A 15,111-nucleotide genomic window follows, 5' to 3' on the forward strand; every position below is an offset into this window, starting at 1 on the left:
GCCGCTGGGCCGTGGTGACGGTTTGACGCCTCAGCCGAGCGTGAAAGCGAAATAGAGAGCCGAAAGCGCGATGATCCAGAGCGCCACGCGCCCGGAGCGGGTGTGCCGCGCCTCTGCCCTGCCGATGGCTTCGGCCGTCTCGGGATCGAAGCGCAGGCCATGCTCGCTCATATGCAGCAGCTCCTGGTGGAATTTCTCCGTCTTGACGGCGATCTCGGGCACGGCCTCGGCGAGTTTCACCGCAGCCTTCAGCCCGTCGCGCAGGTCGGACACCACGCGCTTCGGCCCGAGATTGTCGCGGATCCAGGCGCCGACCACAGGCTCCGAGGCCTTCCACATGTTGAAGCGCGGGTTCAGCATGCGCGACACGCCTTCGACGACGACCATGGTCTTCTGGAGCAGGATGAGTTCCGGCCGCGTCTGCATCTCGAAGAGGTCGGTCACCTCGAAGAGCAGGGCGAGCAGCCGCGCCATGGAGATCGTTTCGGCCGGCTGGCCGTGGATCGGCTCGCCGATCGCCCGGATCGCCTGCGCGAAGGCGGCGACGTCGTGATGGGCGGGAACGTAGCCCGCCTCGAAATGCACCTCGGCGACGCGCGTGTAATCGCGGGTGATGAAGCCGTAGAGGATTTCGGCGAGGAAGCGCCGCTCCTTTTTGCCCAGTCTCCCAACGATCCCCATGTCGACCGCGACAACCGTGCCGGCGGCATCGACGAAGAGGTTGCCGGGATGCATGTCGGCGTGGAAGAAGCCGTCGCGCAGCGTATGGCGCAGGAAGGACTGGATCAGCACCTCGGCGAGCCTTTCCAGGTCGTGCCCCGCGGCCCGCAGCGCGGCCAGGTCCGACATCTTGATGCCGTCGATCCACTCCATGGTGAGGACGTCGCGGCCGGTACGCTCCCAGTCCACCTGCGGCACCCGGAAGCCCGGATCGCCCTTGGTGTTCTCGGCGATCTCCGAAAGCGCGGCCGCTTCGAGCCTGAGGTCCATCTCCACCTTGGTCGTCTGTTCGAGCGTCCGCGTCACCTCGACCGGCTTCAGGCGCCGGCTGGAGGGCACAAAGCGCTCCTGCATGCGCGAAAGCAGGTACATGCTCTCGATGTCATGGGCGAAGCGCTGGCGCACGCCGGGGCGCACCACCTTCACGGCCACCTGCCTGTCGCCGATCGTGCAAGGGTGCACCTGGGCGATCGAGGCGGCGGCGATCGGTTCGCCGAAGAAGGAATAGAGGTCGGCGATCGGCCGCCCGAGCGAGCCTTCGACCGCCGCCTTGGCGGCTTCGGTCGGGAAATAGGCCATCCGGTCCTGCAGAAGCGCCAGATCGACCGCCCAGTCGACGCCCACCACGTCCGGACGGGTCGCAAGGAACTGGCCGATCTTCACGTAGGACGGGCCGAGCCGGTCGACCGCGCGCGTCAGCCTTTCGCTGCGCGCCTGTTTCAGCGAGCGCTTGCGTGCAAGCGGCTCCATCAGCGATTTCATGAGGCCGACGGAAGGCGGCAGGCCCTGGGAGGGCAGGGCGGAGACCACGCCCTCGCGCACAAGGACCCAGCCCACGCGGGCAAGCCGGAAATAGGCGCCGATCGTGCTCATGCGGTCAGAGCTTCCAGCCGGAATGCAGCGCCGCGATGCCGCCGGTGTAATTGGTATAGGTCACGCGCGAGAAGCCGGCGTTGCGGATCATCGTCGCGAAATTCTCCTGGTTCGGGAACTTGCGGATGGATTCCACGAGATATTGATAGGGCTCGGCATCGCCGGTGATGATCTTGCCGAAACGCGGGATCGCCTTGAACGACCATTCCTCGTAGACGCGTTCGAGCAGCGGCATTTCCACCTCGGAGAATTCCAGTATCAGCAGCCGTCCGCCGCGCTTGAGCACGCGATAGGCCTCCGAGAGCGCCACGTCGATATGCGGCACGTTGCGGATGCCGAAGGCGATCGTATAGGCGTCGAAGGAACCGGCTTCGAAGGGCAGGGATTCGGCATTCGCCTCGACGAAATCGAGGTTTTCCGAAAGCCGCCTCTTCGCCGCCCGCTCGGCGCCGACCGCAAGCATCGAGCCGTTGATGTCGAGCACGGTCACATGCGCCTTGCGGTCGGAGGCCTCGACGATGCGGAAGGCGATGTCGCCCGTGCCGCCCGCCACGTCCAGGGTTTTGTAGCCGGTGTCCTTGCGCGGATTGAGGGCAGCCACCATCGCATCCTTCCAGACCCGGTGCATGCCGGCCGACATCACGTCGTTCATGACGTCGTAGCGCTTGGCGACCTTATGGAAGACGTCGTTGACGAGGCCTTGTTTCTCCCCATCCGCCACCTTTCGGAAGCCATAGGATGTTTCCATCCCACCGTCGGCGCTGGTACGGGCTTCGGTCATCGGTGAACTCCTTGCGTCTATTCCGGCCGACCATAGCGAAATCGGCCGGGTCTCGCTATCTGTGGCCCACTCATTGTAGATGCCATATGAATGACGGCGACATCCGGTCCGGTCTATAGATCAGGAACGGTGCGGTTGGAACAGGAAGTTAGGATCAGATGCCCGAATTGCCAGAGGTTGAAACCGTCCGGCGCGGCCTCGCCCCGGCAATGGAAGGCGCCGTCGTCGCGAAGCTCGAACTGAACCGCCCGGATCTGCGCTTTCCGCTCCCGGAGAACTTTGCCGAGGCGGTTCGGGAGCGGCGAATTGTCTCGCTCGGCCGCCGCGCCAAATACCTGCTGATCGATCTGGAGGACGATCTGACCGTCATCAGCCATCTCGGCATGTCCGGATCGTTCAGGATCGAGAACGAGACACCCGGCGAATTCCACCATCCGCGCTCGAAGGACGGCCGGCACGACCACGTCGTCTTCCATCTGGCGCCCGAGAAGGGCCCGCTCAAGGTCATCTACAACGACCCGCGCCGCTTCGGTTTCATGCATCTGTGGAAGCGCAGCGAGCTCGATCTCTATCCCGCCTTCGCCGAGCTCGGACCGGAACCGACCGGCAATGCGCTCGATGCCGATTATCTCGCCCGGCGTTTTTCCGGCAAGAACCAGCCGCTGAAGGGCGCCCTTCTCGACCAGACGGTCGTGGCGGGCCTCGGCAATATATATGTCTGCGAAGCGCTGTGGCGTTCGCATCTTTCGCCGAAACGGGCGGCCGGCAGCATCGTGACGAAGACCGGAAAGCCGAAGAAGGAGCTTGCGCTTCTCAACGATGCGGTCCGCGACGTCATTGCCGATGCGATCGCCGCCGGCGGCTCGTCGCTGCGCGATCATATCCGGACGGATGGCTCGCTCGGTTATTTCCAGCACGCCTTCTCCGTCTACGATCGCGAGGGAGAGGCTTGCCGTACGCCGGGCTGCGGCGGTACGGTCGCCCGCATCACCCAGGCGGGCCGTTCCACATTTTATTGCCCGACATGCCAGAAATAAAAGGAGAGGCCGGATGAGCTACGAGACCCTGCTGACCGAGATGCGCGGCCCGGTGGCGCTCATCACGCTGAACCGCCCGAAGGCGCTGAACGCCCTGAATTCGACCGTCATGGCCGAACTGAAGGACGTGCTGGCCGCCTTCGGCAAGGATGACGACGTTGGTGCGATCGTCTTGAGCGGTTCGGAGAAGGCCTTTGCCGCCGGCGCCGATATCAAGGAGATGCAGGGCATCGATTTCGTCGACGCCTATGTCGGCGATTTCATCTCCGGCTGGGAGGCGATCGCCGCGACCCGCAAGCCGATGATTGCCGCCGTCTCCGGCTTCGCGCTCGGCGGCGGCTGCGAGCTTGCCATGATGTGCGATTTCATCATCGCCTCCGAGACGGCGAAATTCGGCCAGCCGGAAATCACCCTCGGCGTCATCCCCGGCATGGGCGGCTCGCAGCGCCTGACGCGCGCCGTCGGCAAGGCGAAGGCCATGGACCTGGTGCTGACGGGCCGGATGATGGATGCCGCGGAAGCGGAAAGGGCAGGGCTGGTGGCCCGGATCGTCGAGCCCGGACGGTTGATCGACGAGGCGGTCGAGGCGGCGGAGAAGATCGCCTCTTTCCCGCGCGCGGCGGTCCTGATGGCGAAGGAGGCGGTCAACCGTTCCTTCGAGACGACGCTTGCCGAAGGCCTGCGCTTCGAGCGGCGGCTCTTCCACTCGCTGTTTGCCACGGCCGATCAGAAGGAAGGCATGGCGGCCTTCGTGGAAAAGCGCAAGCCGCAGTTCTCCAACCGCTGAACGGCGATCGCCTTCGTTAAAATGCGCGTTGGCAAACTCTGCGTTGGCAGAATCTGCGTTGACGGGGGCGGCCATTCCGGTTATATGCCCGCCCACAGTTGGGAAAGCCTGATCACGGCTTCCTCTATTGCTCCCGAATTGCTGGATGAAGGGTCGCAGGACCGGCGCGGCAATGGTGGAGTTTGGTTCGAATTCGTAGAGAGGCATAAATGGCCAATACAACTTCGGCGAAAAAGGCGACCCGCAAGATCGCTCGCCGTACCGCAGTCAACAAGGCTCGCCGTTCGCGCGTCCGTGGCTTCATCCGCAAGGTCGAGGAAGCCATCGCCTCCGGCGATCTCGCCGTTGCTGCCGAAGCGCTCAAGGTTGCCCAGCCGGAAATCCAGCGCGCTGCTTCCAAGGGCGTGATCCACAGCAACACGGCGTCCCGGAAGGTCTCCCGTTTGGCGGCGCGTGTGAAGGCCCTCTCGGCCTGATCATTTCCTAAAGATTGTGTCATGACGAAGCCTGGTCTGATTGACCGGGCTTTTTGTGATTCTCTCAGGTTTCCATATGTTTACCCGGCTCATTAACAATTTCGTGTCAGGGGCGTGACATAAAATGATCAGCAAAATCAACTGCTTGTAGGAGGTATGTGAGTCTGCGTGTGACTTTTTGCATGCCGGAAAGCCGTCTGATCGAGTCAAGAAGATTTTTATTTTTTCTGTGAACAATGACCGGGAATGTATGTCTTTTTTGAATCCCATTGATTCAACAGCGATTCTCCATGAACGCCTCTGTGACATTCAAATCACGCTCTCGGAGTCAACGCCCGCCTCTTAATTTTGCGTAAAATTCATCATTGATCTTGGCATTTGATCCTGCCTAAATGGGTTCCAGCAAGGGGCGCGGGGATTACTTCAGAGGCTGCCGGCAACCGTCAACAAGCGACGGCGCGTAGACTTTTTGTCCCTTGCTACGGGAGAGATTTTCCCGTTTTCCAGATAACCATCGGTTGCAAGCCGGAAGCAGGGGTGTTTCCGGAGACGGCCGGCTTTTGTCAACGCGAACCCGGCTCCGGCCGGATAGGAGGAAAGAGGTCCGGACGGCTCATGATGAGGATGAGGCGTTCGTCTGCGCGGGGGTGGCTCCCGCGAGCTTTGGTCCGCATGCGAGACGGACCGGGCGCGGCTTTCGATCGGCTGCGAGGCGAGAGAGAAAGTTCCGAAACAAGGGGACGGGCGGCGACGGTTCTCAATGAGTGGGAATGGTTTGCTTTGCCTTGAAACGAGGTTTGTTCTGGCGGCACAAGCAAAATCCGCCGGGCTATTATTGGAAGGCGGCGAATAATGCAGATGAATACCGTATCGGCCCGTGCAGGGAATGGGGACCACGCACGGAAAGCACTCGATTCAATTTGCCCCCAGGCGGCAGGGGAAACATCTGAAATGAAGCATGATGCTCTTTTTGAGCGATTCAGCACACGTTTGAAAGCGCAGGTCGGTCAGGACGTTTATGCAAGCTGGTTCGGGCGTTTGAAGCTGCATTCGATTTCGAAGAGCGTGGTCAGGCTCACGGTGCCGACAACCTTCCTGAAGTCCTGGATCAACAACCGGTATCTCGATCTCATTACATCCATCTTCCAGGCCGAGGATTCCGAGATCCTCAAGGTGGAAATCCTGGTGCGCAGTGCAAGCCGCAGCACCCGTACCCCCGCCGCAGGCGAGGTGCGCGCTCTTCCCCCGGAACCGGCGCCGGCTCAATCCTTCCAGCGTCAGCAGGCGCCGCGCGAGATCGGCAAGATAGCCGCTTTCTCGCCGCCGGCCGCTGCTCCGGCCCGTCCTTCCCAGGCTCCGGGCCCGCTGTTCGGCTCGCCGCTCGACAGCCGCTTCACCTTCGACACTTTCGTCGAAGGCCCGTCGAACCGGGTCGCGCTCGCCGCCGCCAGGACGATCGCCGAAGCCGGCGCGGGCGCCGTGCGCTTCAATCCGCTTTTCATTCATTCCGGCGTCGGCCTCGGCAAGACGCATCTTCTCCAGGCGATCGCCAATGCCGCCGTCGGCAGCGAGCGCATGCCGCGGGTCGTCTATCTGACGGCGGAATATTTCATGTGGCGCTTCGCGACCGCGATCCGCGACAACGACGCGCTGACGCTGAAGGATTCGCTGCGCAACATCGATCTGCTGATCATCGACGACATGCAGTTCCTGCAGGGCAAGATGATCCAGAACGAGTTCTGCCACCTGCTCAACATGCTGCTCGACAGCGCCAAGCAGGTCGTGGTCGCCGCCGACCGGGCCCCCTGGGAGCTGGAATCGCTCGACCCGCGCGTCCGTTCCCGTCTCCAGGGCGGCGTCGCGATCGAAGTCGAGACGCCGGATTACGAGATGCGTCTGGCGATGCTGAAGGGCCGGTTGGCGACCGCCCGCCAGGACGATCCTTCCCTCGACATTCCGATGGAAATCCTGTCCCATGTGGCGCGCAACGTGGCGAGCAGCGGTCGTGAGCTGGAGGGGGCGTTCAACCAGCTGCTTTTCCGCCGCTCCTTCGAGCCGTCGCTGTCGATCGAGCGGGTGGACGAACTGCTCGCGCACCTGGTTGGCGCGGGTGAGGCGAAACGCGTCCGCATCGAGGACATCCAGCGCGTCGTCGCCAGGCATTACAATGTCTCGCGCCAGGAACTGGTCTCGAACCGGCGCACCCGTGTCATCGTCAAGCCGCGCCAGGTCGCCATGTATCTGTCGAAGACCATGACGCCGCGCTCCTTTCCGGAAATCGGCCGTCGTTTCGGTGGCCGCGATCATACGACCGTGCTACATGCGGTCCGTAAGATCGAGGAGCTGATCTCGGGCGACACCAAGCTCAGCCACGAGGTCGAGCTTCTGAAACGGCTGATCAACGAGAACAATGCGTAAGGCAAATCCGTCGAAAGTGCGGAGCGGTGTTGCGTCCGGAGTTGTGTAAAGGCGAGGAATCGACGTGACGTTCCTTCTCTCCGTCGCAACGATCTGGGCCGTGGCGTGTATCACGCCCGGTCCCAACACGCTGCTGGTCATGCGTTATGCGCTGACCGCGCCGAGGCGGGTCGCGATCGTTGCGGCAAGTGGCACCATCACCGGAACGTGTCTCTGGGGCCTTGCCGGCTGGCTGGGGATCAACGTTCTCTTCCAGGCCGCGCCCTTCGCCTATCTGGCGCTGAAGATCGTTGGCGGGCTTTATCTTGTCTGGCTGGGCTGCAGGATCTTTCTGGATGTGCGGAAATCGCGGCAGGCTGCCGATCTCAACACCCGGAAGATCGACGTGCCGCTCCCGACCGCCTATCGCATGGGGCTCGCCACAAATCTCGCCAATCCAAAGTCGGCGCTTTTCGTCGCGAGCCTTTTTGCGGCGACCATGCCGGCCGGCACGCCCTTCGTCTATGGGCTCGTGGCGGTCGCCGTGATGGTCACGGTTTCGACGATCTACTATACCTGCCTGATCGGCCTCATCACCCATCGCACGGTCGCGGCGGCGTATCTCCGGGCCAAGAAGAAGATCGATCTCGGCGTCGGCCTGGTTTTCGTCGGCTTCGGCACGAGGCTCCTGCTGTCGCCCCGATAGGAAGCGCTCAGCACGCCAGATCGGCGACCACGGCATCCAGGATCAGCATGCCGGAAGGCGTGCAGCGCAGCCGCGAATTGCCGAGCCGCTCGATGAAGCCGTGTTCCAGAAGCCGCTCTTCGCGGATCGGGTCGGGATCGCGGCCGGAAAGCTGCTGCCAGCGTGCAAGGTCGACCCCTTCCCTTAAGCGCAGGCCCATGAGCAGCAGCTCGTCCGCCTGTTCCTCGAAGCCGAGGATCTCCTCGTCCAGCATGCCGTGGCCGACGCGCTCCACCTGTTCGAGCCAGGTTTCCGGCCGCCGTTCCGTGGAGGTCGCGATCTTGTTCCGGCCGCGGGTCAGCCGGCCGTGCGCGCCGGGACCGATGCCGGCATAATCGCCGTAACGCCAGTAGGTGAGGTTGTGCCGGCTTTCGGCGCCGGGCTGCGCATGGTTGGAAACCTCGTAGGCCGGCATGCCGAACCGCTCCGTGATCTCCTGCGTCGCCTCGTAAAGGGCCGCCGACTGGTCGCCGTCCGGCACGGTGAGCTTGCCCGCCTTGGCGAGCCCGTAGAAGGGCGTGCCCTCCTCGATCGTCAGCTGGTAGAGCGACAGGTGATCGACGGCATAGGAAATGGCCTCCTTCAGCTCTGCCTCCCAGGCATCCACCGTCTGGGTCGGCCGGGCATAGATGAGGTCGAAGCTCATGCGCGGAAAGATGTCGCGCGCCAGCCGGATCGCCTTCAAGGCGTCGGCGACGTCGTGCAGCCGCCCGAGGAACTTCAGGTCGGCGTCGTTCAGCGCCTGCACGCCGAGCGATACGCGGTTGACGCCGGCCTCCCGGTAGCCGCGGAAGCGGGTCGCCTCGACGCTGGAAGGATTGGCCTCCATGGTGATCTCGATGCCGTCGGGCACATGCCAGTGCCTCGCGATGCCGTCGAGGATCGCCGAGACTGTCGCCGGGTCCATCAAGGAAGGCGTGCCGCCGCCGAGAAAGATGCTGGTGACTGTCTTCGGCCCGCTCATCTTCCGCATCGCCTCCATCTCCTTCAGGAAGGCGGCGGTAAAGCGGGGCTGGTCCACCGGCTGGTGGCGCACATGGCTGTTGAAGTCGCAATAGGGGCATTTGGCCGCGCAGAACGGCCAATGCACATAGACCCCAAATCCGGGCTCCCCGGTATCGGGCAGGAGCGTGTCGGGCAGAAGGGGAATAGTGGCGTTCAAAGGAACTCAGGCCTCCAGGCAGGTTTCGACGAAGCGCTTGAAGGCGCGCGCCCGGTGGGAGAGCGCCTGCGGCTTGCCGATGTTCCAGCCATGCTTTTCTTCGGAACTCATCTCGCCGAAGGTAGTATCGTAGCCCTCCGGCTGAAAGACCGGATCGTAGCCGAACCCCTGCGTCCCGCGCGGTGGCCATACGACCGTGCCTTCCACCTCGCCGCGGAAGAATTCGGTATGCCCGTCCGGCCAGGCGAGGCAGAGCACGCTGACGAAGCGGCTGGTGCGCTGCTCGGGTGCCGTGGCCCCTTTTTCTTGAAGCGCCTTTTCGACCTTCTCCATCGCCATATAGAAGTCGCGCGTGCCGTCCTCGCGTTCCGCCCAGTTGGCGGTATAGACGCCGGGCTGGCCATCGAGCGCATCGACGACGAGACCGGAATCGTCCGAAAGTGCCGGCAGGCCGGAAGCCTTGGCCGAGGCGAGCGCCTTGATCGCGGCATTTTTCTCGAAGGTCGTGCCGGTCTCGTCCGGCTCCTCGAACTTCAGTTCGGCGGCGGATTTCGCCGAAAAGCCGAGCGGGCCGATCAGCTCTGCGATCTCGCGGATTTTTCCGGCATTGTGACTGGCGACGACGATGGTCTTGGTATCGAGTTTGCGCATTCTTTGTCTTTATGAAACTGAAAATGGAGAGGCTGGGGCACGGTCGTTTGCCGAAATGCCTCAAGCTAGGTTTCCTCGACGACCTCGTAATGTTCCACGAAATCGTCGAATTCGATGAGGGCCGCAACCGCGCCCGGCTCCACCACGGCCTTGTCGGGCGTGTCGCCGGCGAAAGCGCGGATGGCATCCATGTCCCTCCAGCGGGTCAGCACGACGAACTCCGTCCGGTCGCCGAGCGCCCGGCGGCTGAGATGCGCGCCTATAAAGCCCGGAAGCGCCTGCAGTTCCGGAACCACGTGGCTTCGGAAATGCGCGGGATAGGCGTCCGTATTGGAAGGAGAGGCGCGGCCTCGCCATTCGCGTATGATCATCGGGAAGAATTCCTGGCTCTGATTGCCTTGTCTATAACGGAGTTTTGTGGCGGATACCAAGCGTCTTGTGAGGCCGCGGCCTCAATCGAGATTCCAGAGCTTGGGCTCTGCGCATTCCAGGCTGTTGCCGGCGGGATCGCGGAAATAGATCGAGCGGGCGCCGTTCGGCCAGCGGAAATCGCTTTCGATGGCTATGCCTGCCGTTTCCAGCTTTTCCTTGAGCGAGGAGATCGCCTTGCCGCTCATGCGGAAGCAGACGTGACCCGGACCGGTCGCGCCATGCGGCGGCACGGGCAGCGCATCGGCCGGCGGCGGCTTTATCGTTTCGGCCGGATTGAAGATCAAGAGGATGCCCGGGCCCGAGCGGAAGAAGACGTGGCGATTGCCGGCGCGCAGCACTTTTTCGAGCCCGAGCACGCCGCCGTAGAAAGCTTCCGCCGCGTCGAGGTCGTCGGCATAGAGCGCGGTTTCGAGAATGCCTTCGATCATTATTCCCTTTCCTTGCCCCAGCCCCTCATCCGCTTGCCGGCACCTTCTCCCCGCTTGCGGGGAGAAGGGTATATGCCGCACCGTTTTCGCAGATGCGACGTTTCGCGGGGCACGTTCCCTCTCCCTTCAGAACGGGGAGAGGGTTAGGGTGAGGGGCAATCTTATGCGATCGCCTGCTTCTGCAGCGCCACCAGTTCCTGCGTACCCGCCTGCGCCAGCGCCAGGAGCTGCAGGAATTCTTCCTGGCTGAAGGGCGCGCCTTCCGCCGTTCCCTGCACCTCGACAATGCCGCCGGCACCGGTCATGACGAAATTGGCGTCGGTCTCGGCCGCAGAATCCTCAAGGTAATCGAGGTCGATCACCGGCTGGCTGGCGAAGATGCCGCAGGAGATCGCCGCCACGTGATCCTTCAGCACCTTCTCGACCTTGATCATCGAGCGTGCTTCCATCCATTTCAGGCAGTCGTAGAGCGCCACCCAGCCGCCGGTGATCGAGGCGGTGCGGGTGCCGCCATCCGCCTGGATGACGTCGCAATCGACGGTGATCTGCCGCTCGCCGAGCGCTTCGAGATCGATGACGGCGCGCAGCGACCGGCCGATCAGACGCTGGATTTCCTGCGTGCGGCCACCCTGCTTGCCGGCGGCGGCCTCGCGCTTCATGCGTTCGCCGGTGGCGCGCGGCAGCATGCCGTATTCCGCGGTCACCCAGCCCTTGCCGCTGTTCCGGAGCCACGGCGGCGTCTTGTCCTCGAGGCTTGCGGTGCAGAGCACATGCGTGTCCCCGAATTTCACGAGGCAGGAGCCCTCCGCGTGCTTCGAAAAATTGCGCTCGAAAGAGACCTTGCGCATCTGGTTCGTCTGTCTGCCTGAAGGCCGCATGCTTTGCTCCCTGGATTTCGGTTTCTGCCTTCTAAAGCAATTCCAGGAAAAGTGCGAAGCGGTTTTCCGTCCGGAATTGCGAAATCTGGAAATCCCGCGCATGCCTTTGCCGGGGGGCCTGCTTTTTGAACGGCCGTGATGACGGCTTGGCTGATTTTCCCTTTTGCGAAGACGCGGGCGAATGACTATATTTTCCGGAAGGATCAACAGAGTGGTGAAGGTTTAGATGGGTTTTTCGGCACCGGCGGGTAGGGAGAGCGGCTCTGTGCTCGATGACCGTTCGCGCGAAATTTTCCGTCGCATCGTCGAGAGCTATCTCGAAACCGGTGAGCCGCTCGGCTCCCGCAACCTCTCCCGCCTGCTCCCCATGTCGCTTTCGCCGGCGTCGGTGCGCAATGTGATGAGCGACCTGGAGGAACTGGGCCTCATCTATTCGCCGCATATCAGCGCCGGCCGGCTGCCCACCCAGTCGGGCCTGAGGTTCTTCGTCGATGCCTTCATGCAGGTCGGAAACCTGTCGGAGGAGGAGCGCGCCAGCATCGACCGGCAGATCCGCCCCGCCGACCGCGACCAGCCGATGGAAAGCCTGATGGCGGAGGCGAGCCTGGTTCTGTCAGGCATGTCGCGCGGCGCCGGCCTCGTCATCACCGCGAAAAGCGATCCCGTGCTGAAACATGTCGAGTTCATCCGTCTGGAGCCCACCAAGGCGCTCGCGGTGCTCGTCGGCGATCACAACCAGGTGGAGAACCGCATCATCGAGCTGCCGGCGGGCGTGACGTCGTCGCAGCTCACCGAGGCGGCCAATTTCCTCAACGCGCATCTGACCGGCCAGACGCTGCCGGAACTGCGCAGCCAGCTGAAGAAGCTCAAGGACGAGGTGCAGGGCGCGCTCTATGCTCTCTCGCAGGATCTTGTGGAACGGGGTTTGGCCGTCTGGTCGGGAGACAGCGAGGAAGGCAAGCCGAGCCAGCTTATCGTCCGTGGCCGCGCCAACCTCCTTCAAGGCCTCGACGATACGGCCGATCTGGACCGCCTGCGCCTTCTCTTCGACGATCTCGAAAAAAAGGACAGCCTGCTCGAAATCCTCGACCTTGCCGAGCGGGGGCCGGGGGTACGCATCTTCATCGGTTCGGAAAACAAGCTTTTTTCGCTCTCGGGCTCTTCGCTCATCGTGGCGCCCTATCGCGACGGCGAGGATCGCATCATCGGCGCGGTCGGCGTCATCGGTCCGACGCGGCTCAACTATTCCCGCATCGTGCCGATGGTGGATTATACGGCCCAGCTGTTGGCAAGGCTGTCGCGCTGATCTCCGAGAGCCTTAGCCCAAGTTTCCCGTCAAGCCTTGATTTTTTCACCTTAAACCTCGATATCGGGCACAAAACTGAGCCCAGAAATCCAAGCAAGAATAACCGGAGACCGTCATGACCGACGAAACCAAGAAGAACGGACCTGACGCAACTGCCGCCGAAAACACGGCGGAAGCTGTGGCGTCTGCTCTCGAGGACGCGGCCACGGAGAATGCCGCGGAAACCAAGGCCCCGGAGGCAGTCCAGGAGCCTGACCCGCTTGACGTGCTGAAAAATGAGAATGCCGAATTGCGCGATCGCTTCCTGCGGCTTGCCGCCGAGATGGACAACCTGCGCCGCCGCACGGAGCGCGACGTGAAGGATGCCAAGTCCTATTCCGTAGCGGGCTTCGCGCGCGACATGCTCGCCGTTTCGGACAACCTGCGCAGGGCGCTGGACGCCGTCCCGACCGAGATACGCGCCGGTGCCGATGCCACGTTGAGCACGCTTCTCGAAGGCGTGGAAATGACCGAGCGCTCCATGCTCTCGGCGCTGGAGCGGCACGGCGTGAAGAAGATCGAGGCGGAGGGCCAGAAGTTCGATCCGAACTTCCATCAGGCCATGTTCGAAATCCCGGACGCCACGGTGCCGAACAACACGGTCGTTCAGGTCGTCCAGGCCGGCTTCACGATCGGCGAACGCGTTCTGCGCCCAGCCATGGTCGGGGTCGCCAAAGGCGGTCCGAAGCCGGAAGCGTCTGCGGCCACCGAAACGGCGGGCGAGAACAAGGCCTGACCGGCGGCCCGCAACCTTTCCTCCGTCCTGCCCGGGCTGTCCCGGGCGAAGACGCCTAATGCGCCGTCTCCAGCGCCTTGCTGGCGAGTGTCCTGATCATTTCCAGCTCCTTGCGCAGGTGGTCGCGAGTCCTTCGGTCCGCCTCCCCGATCGGGCTGTCTTCATCGCCGGCGATCGTGAAGATCAGGTCCAGCTCGTCGAGCAGATCGGGATCCTTGATCGCAAGAAGCGTGATCAGTGCTTTCAGCAGTTTGTCATTGGCCGCAATGCGGGCACGCGCTTCATCGTTCATGGCTGCCTCCACAGCTAACTGAGGAGATGTGGCAGGCGGCCGAAAAGGCAAAGGGGGTCTTGTCGGGCGTTCGGCTCCCGCGCCATGCAGACGATGCTGGAGAAGCTTCGAAAAAACCAAAACCGCCCGGCGCCTTTCCGGCGGCCGGGCGGCTCGTCTCGTCCCCACGAAAGCCCGTTTGCCGTCAGGCGGCGTGGTTGGCCTGCTCCTCGTTGAGGAAGGCGTAGATCGCCGAGGCGGAATCGGTCTTGCGCAGCTTCGCCACCAGTTCCTGGTCGCGCAGCACGCGGGCGATGCGCGACAGCGCCTTCAGATGGTCGGCGCCCGCACCTTCCGGCGCGAGCAGCAGGAAGACCAGGTCGACCGGCTCGTCGTCGAGCGCTTCGAAATCGACCGGCGCTTCGAGGCGTGCGAAAATGCCCTTGATCGAGGAGATGCTGTTGAGCTTGCCGTGCGGAATGGCGATGCCGTGGCCGACGCCGGTGGAGCCGAGCCTCTCCCGCTGCAGGATGACGTCGAAGATTTCCCGTTCGGCAACGCCGGTGAGCTTGGAAGCTTTCGCCGCCAGTTCCTGCAGAAGCTGCTTTTTGGAATTCACTTTGAGGGCAGGAATAATCGCATCTTGCTGCAGTAAATCTGCCAATGCCATTCTCGTCATCCTTTGTGCCGCAAGAGCTTTGCTCCAGGCGAAGGGGAGCGCCGCTGCCGACGCTCTCCCCAAGATTGTTCAGTTTTTGATATTGGTGGAATCGATCCAGCCAATATTGCCGTCGTTGCGGCGGTAAACGATGTTCAGCTCTTCCTTGCCGGGGCTGCGGAACAGAAGAACCGGTTCGTCGGTCATGTCCAGCGCCATCACGGCGCTTGCCACCGACATTGTCTTCAATTGTTTCGAGCTTTCGGCAACGATGGTCGGCGCGAAATCCTCGGGCACTTCATCCGCTTCATCCGGTACGCGATCCATGACGGTGTAGGCGATTTCCGTATGGCCGTTCATGTGGTTGCCCGCATGATGGTCCTTGAGCCGCCGCTTGTAGCGGCGCAGCCGCTTCTCGATCCGCTCTGCCGCGGCGTCGAAACTGCCCTGTGGATCATTCGCCTCTCCCGCCGCATGCAGGACGACCCCGGTATCGAGATGCACCTTGCAATCGGCCGAAAAGCGCGAACCGGATTTTTCCACGATGACTTGGCTCGCATACCCCCCGTCGAAGTATTTCGTAACCGCTTCACCGATCTGCTCCTCGATCCTTTGACGGAACGAATCGCCAATTTCCATATGCTTACCGGATACGCGCACACTCATGGAATTCTTCCTTCTTGTCGTGACTTGCGTGTTTCAGTCTACGCCAAGCCGCCCCCTCATCCAAGCCA

17 protein-coding genes are annotated in these 15,111 nt (G+C 62.7%); 7 read left to right on the plus strand and 10 right to left on the minus strand.

Translation table 11 applies throughout. The features are described from left to right. Positions 1–30: 30 nt before the first annotated feature. Entirely contained in the window at positions 31–1,593 is a 1,563-nt protein-coding gene (ubiB, locus tag ACMGE0_RS24105) for a 2-polyprenylphenol 6-hydroxylase (protein WP_436818436.1), read from the minus strand. Between the two features lie 4 nt (positions 1,594–1,597). Continuing rightward, positions 1,598–2,374: a bifunctional demethylmenaquinone methyltransferase/2-methoxy-6-polyprenyl-1,4-benzoquinol methylase UbiE gene (gene ubiE / locus ACMGE0_RS24110; protein ID WP_436818437.1), complete on the minus strand. Its 777-nt coding sequence runs from the start codon at positions 2,372–2,374 to the stop codon at positions 1,598–1,600. Positions 2,375–2,532: 158 nt separating this feature from the next. Here ubiE and mutM point away from each other — a divergent pair, with 158 nt between their 5' ends. The 5 genes from mutM to ACMGE0_RS24135 all read left to right on the plus strand — a co-directional run bounded on the left by mutM (position 2,533) and on the right by ACMGE0_RS24135 (position 7,777). Next, on the plus strand, positions 2,533–3,411 hold the full coding sequence (gene mutM, locus ACMGE0_RS24115) for a bifunctional DNA-formamidopyrimidine glycosylase/DNA-(apurinic or apyrimidinic site) lyase (RefSeq protein WP_436818438.1): 879 nt from the start codon (positions 2,533–2,535) through the stop codon (positions 3,409–3,411). 13 nt (positions 3,412–3,424) lie between these two features. Beyond that, positions 3,425–4,198: an enoyl-CoA hydratase gene (locus ACMGE0_RS24120; RefSeq protein ID WP_436818439.1), complete on the plus strand. Its 774-nt coding sequence runs from the start codon at positions 3,425–3,427 to the stop codon at positions 4,196–4,198. 209 nt (positions 4,199–4,407) lie between these two features. Beyond that, positions 4,408–4,674 (plus strand): 30S ribosomal protein S20, encoded by a 267-nt coding sequence (rpsT, locus tag ACMGE0_RS24125; protein WP_436818440.1) that lies wholly within the window; start codon positions 4,408–4,410, stop codon positions 4,672–4,674. Between the two features lie 852 nt (positions 4,675–5,526). Then, complete coding sequence (gene dnaA, locus ACMGE0_RS24130; protein WP_436818441.1) at positions 5,527–7,092, plus strand: chromosomal replication initiator protein DnaA; 1,566 nt, start codon at positions 5,527–5,529, stop codon at positions 7,090–7,092. A gap of 64 nt (positions 7,093–7,156) precedes the next feature. Next, a complete protein-coding gene (locus ACMGE0_RS24135; protein ID WP_436818442.1) occupies positions 7,157–7,777 on the plus strand; it encodes a LysE family translocator in 621 nt (206 codons plus the stop codon). A gap of 7 nt (positions 7,778–7,784) precedes the next feature. Here ACMGE0_RS24135 and hemW read toward each other — a convergent pair whose 3' ends face one another. From hemW to rph, 5 genes are all read right to left on the minus strand, one after another. Further along, entirely contained in the window at positions 7,785–8,978 is a 1,194-nt protein-coding gene (gene hemW / locus ACMGE0_RS24140; RefSeq protein WP_436818443.1) for a radical SAM family heme chaperone HemW, read from the minus strand. 6 nt (positions 8,979–8,984) lie between these two features. After that, on the minus strand, positions 8,985–9,629 hold the full coding sequence (gene rdgB / locus ACMGE0_RS24145) for an RdgB/HAM1 family non-canonical purine NTP pyrophosphatase (protein ID WP_436818444.1): 645 nt from the start codon (positions 9,627–9,629) through the stop codon (positions 8,985–8,987). A 65-nt stretch (positions 9,630–9,694) separates the two neighbouring features. After that, positions 9,695–10,000 carry an antibiotic biosynthesis monooxygenase family protein gene (locus ACMGE0_RS24150; protein ID WP_436818445.1) on the minus strand — a complete coding sequence of 102 codons (306 nt, stop codon included), beginning with the start codon at positions 9,998–10,000 and terminating at the stop codon, positions 9,695–9,697. An 81-nt stretch (positions 10,001–10,081) separates the two neighbouring features. Then, positions 10,082–10,489 (minus strand): VOC family protein, encoded by a 408-nt coding sequence (locus ACMGE0_RS24155; RefSeq protein ID WP_436818446.1) that lies wholly within the window; start codon positions 10,487–10,489, stop codon positions 10,082–10,084. Between the two features lie 161 nt (positions 10,490–10,650). Further along, entirely contained in the window at positions 10,651–11,367 is a 717-nt protein-coding gene (rph, locus tag ACMGE0_RS24160; protein WP_085423341.1) for a ribonuclease PH, read from the minus strand. Between the two features lie 226 nt (positions 11,368–11,593). Here rph and hrcA point away from each other — a divergent pair, with 226 nt between their 5' ends. Then, positions 11,594–12,673: a heat-inducible transcriptional repressor HrcA gene (hrcA, locus tag ACMGE0_RS24165; protein ID WP_436818447.1), complete on the plus strand. Its 1,080-nt coding sequence runs from the start codon at positions 11,594–11,596 to the stop codon at positions 12,671–12,673. Positions 12,674–12,788: 115 nt separating this feature from the next. After that, positions 12,789–13,448 (plus strand): nucleotide exchange factor GrpE, encoded by a 660-nt coding sequence (gene grpE / locus ACMGE0_RS24170; protein ID WP_436818448.1) that lies wholly within the window; start codon positions 12,789–12,791, stop codon positions 13,446–13,448. A 55-nt stretch (positions 13,449–13,503) separates the two neighbouring features. Here the strand turns inward: grpE and ACMGE0_RS24175 are convergent, their stop codons facing one another. The 3 genes from ACMGE0_RS24175 to hpf all read right to left on the minus strand — a co-directional run bounded on the left by ACMGE0_RS24175 (position 13,504) and on the right by hpf (position 15,043). Further along, positions 13,504–13,740, minus strand: coding sequence for a hypothetical protein (locus tag ACMGE0_RS24175; protein ID WP_436818449.1), 237 nt, complete (start codon positions 13,738–13,740; stop codon positions 13,504–13,506). Positions 13,741–13,924: 184 nt separating this feature from the next. After that, positions 13,925–14,389 carry a PTS IIA-like nitrogen regulatory protein PtsN gene (gene ptsN / locus ACMGE0_RS24180; RefSeq protein ID WP_436818450.1) on the minus strand — a complete coding sequence of 155 codons (465 nt, stop codon included), beginning with the start codon at positions 14,387–14,389 and terminating at the stop codon, positions 13,925–13,927. A gap of 78 nt (positions 14,390–14,467) precedes the next feature. Beyond that, positions 14,468–15,043: a ribosome hibernation-promoting factor, HPF/YfiA family gene (gene hpf, locus ACMGE0_RS24185; RefSeq protein WP_436818451.1), complete on the minus strand. Its 576-nt coding sequence runs from the start codon at positions 15,041–15,043 to the stop codon at positions 14,468–14,470. Positions 15,044–15,111 lie beyond the last annotated feature (68 nt).

Origin of the sequence: Neorhizobium descurainiae (assembly GCF_051400715.1) — a bacterium.
Taxonomy (GTDB): domain Bacteria; phylum Pseudomonadota; class Alphaproteobacteria; order Rhizobiales; family Rhizobiaceae; genus Neorhizobium.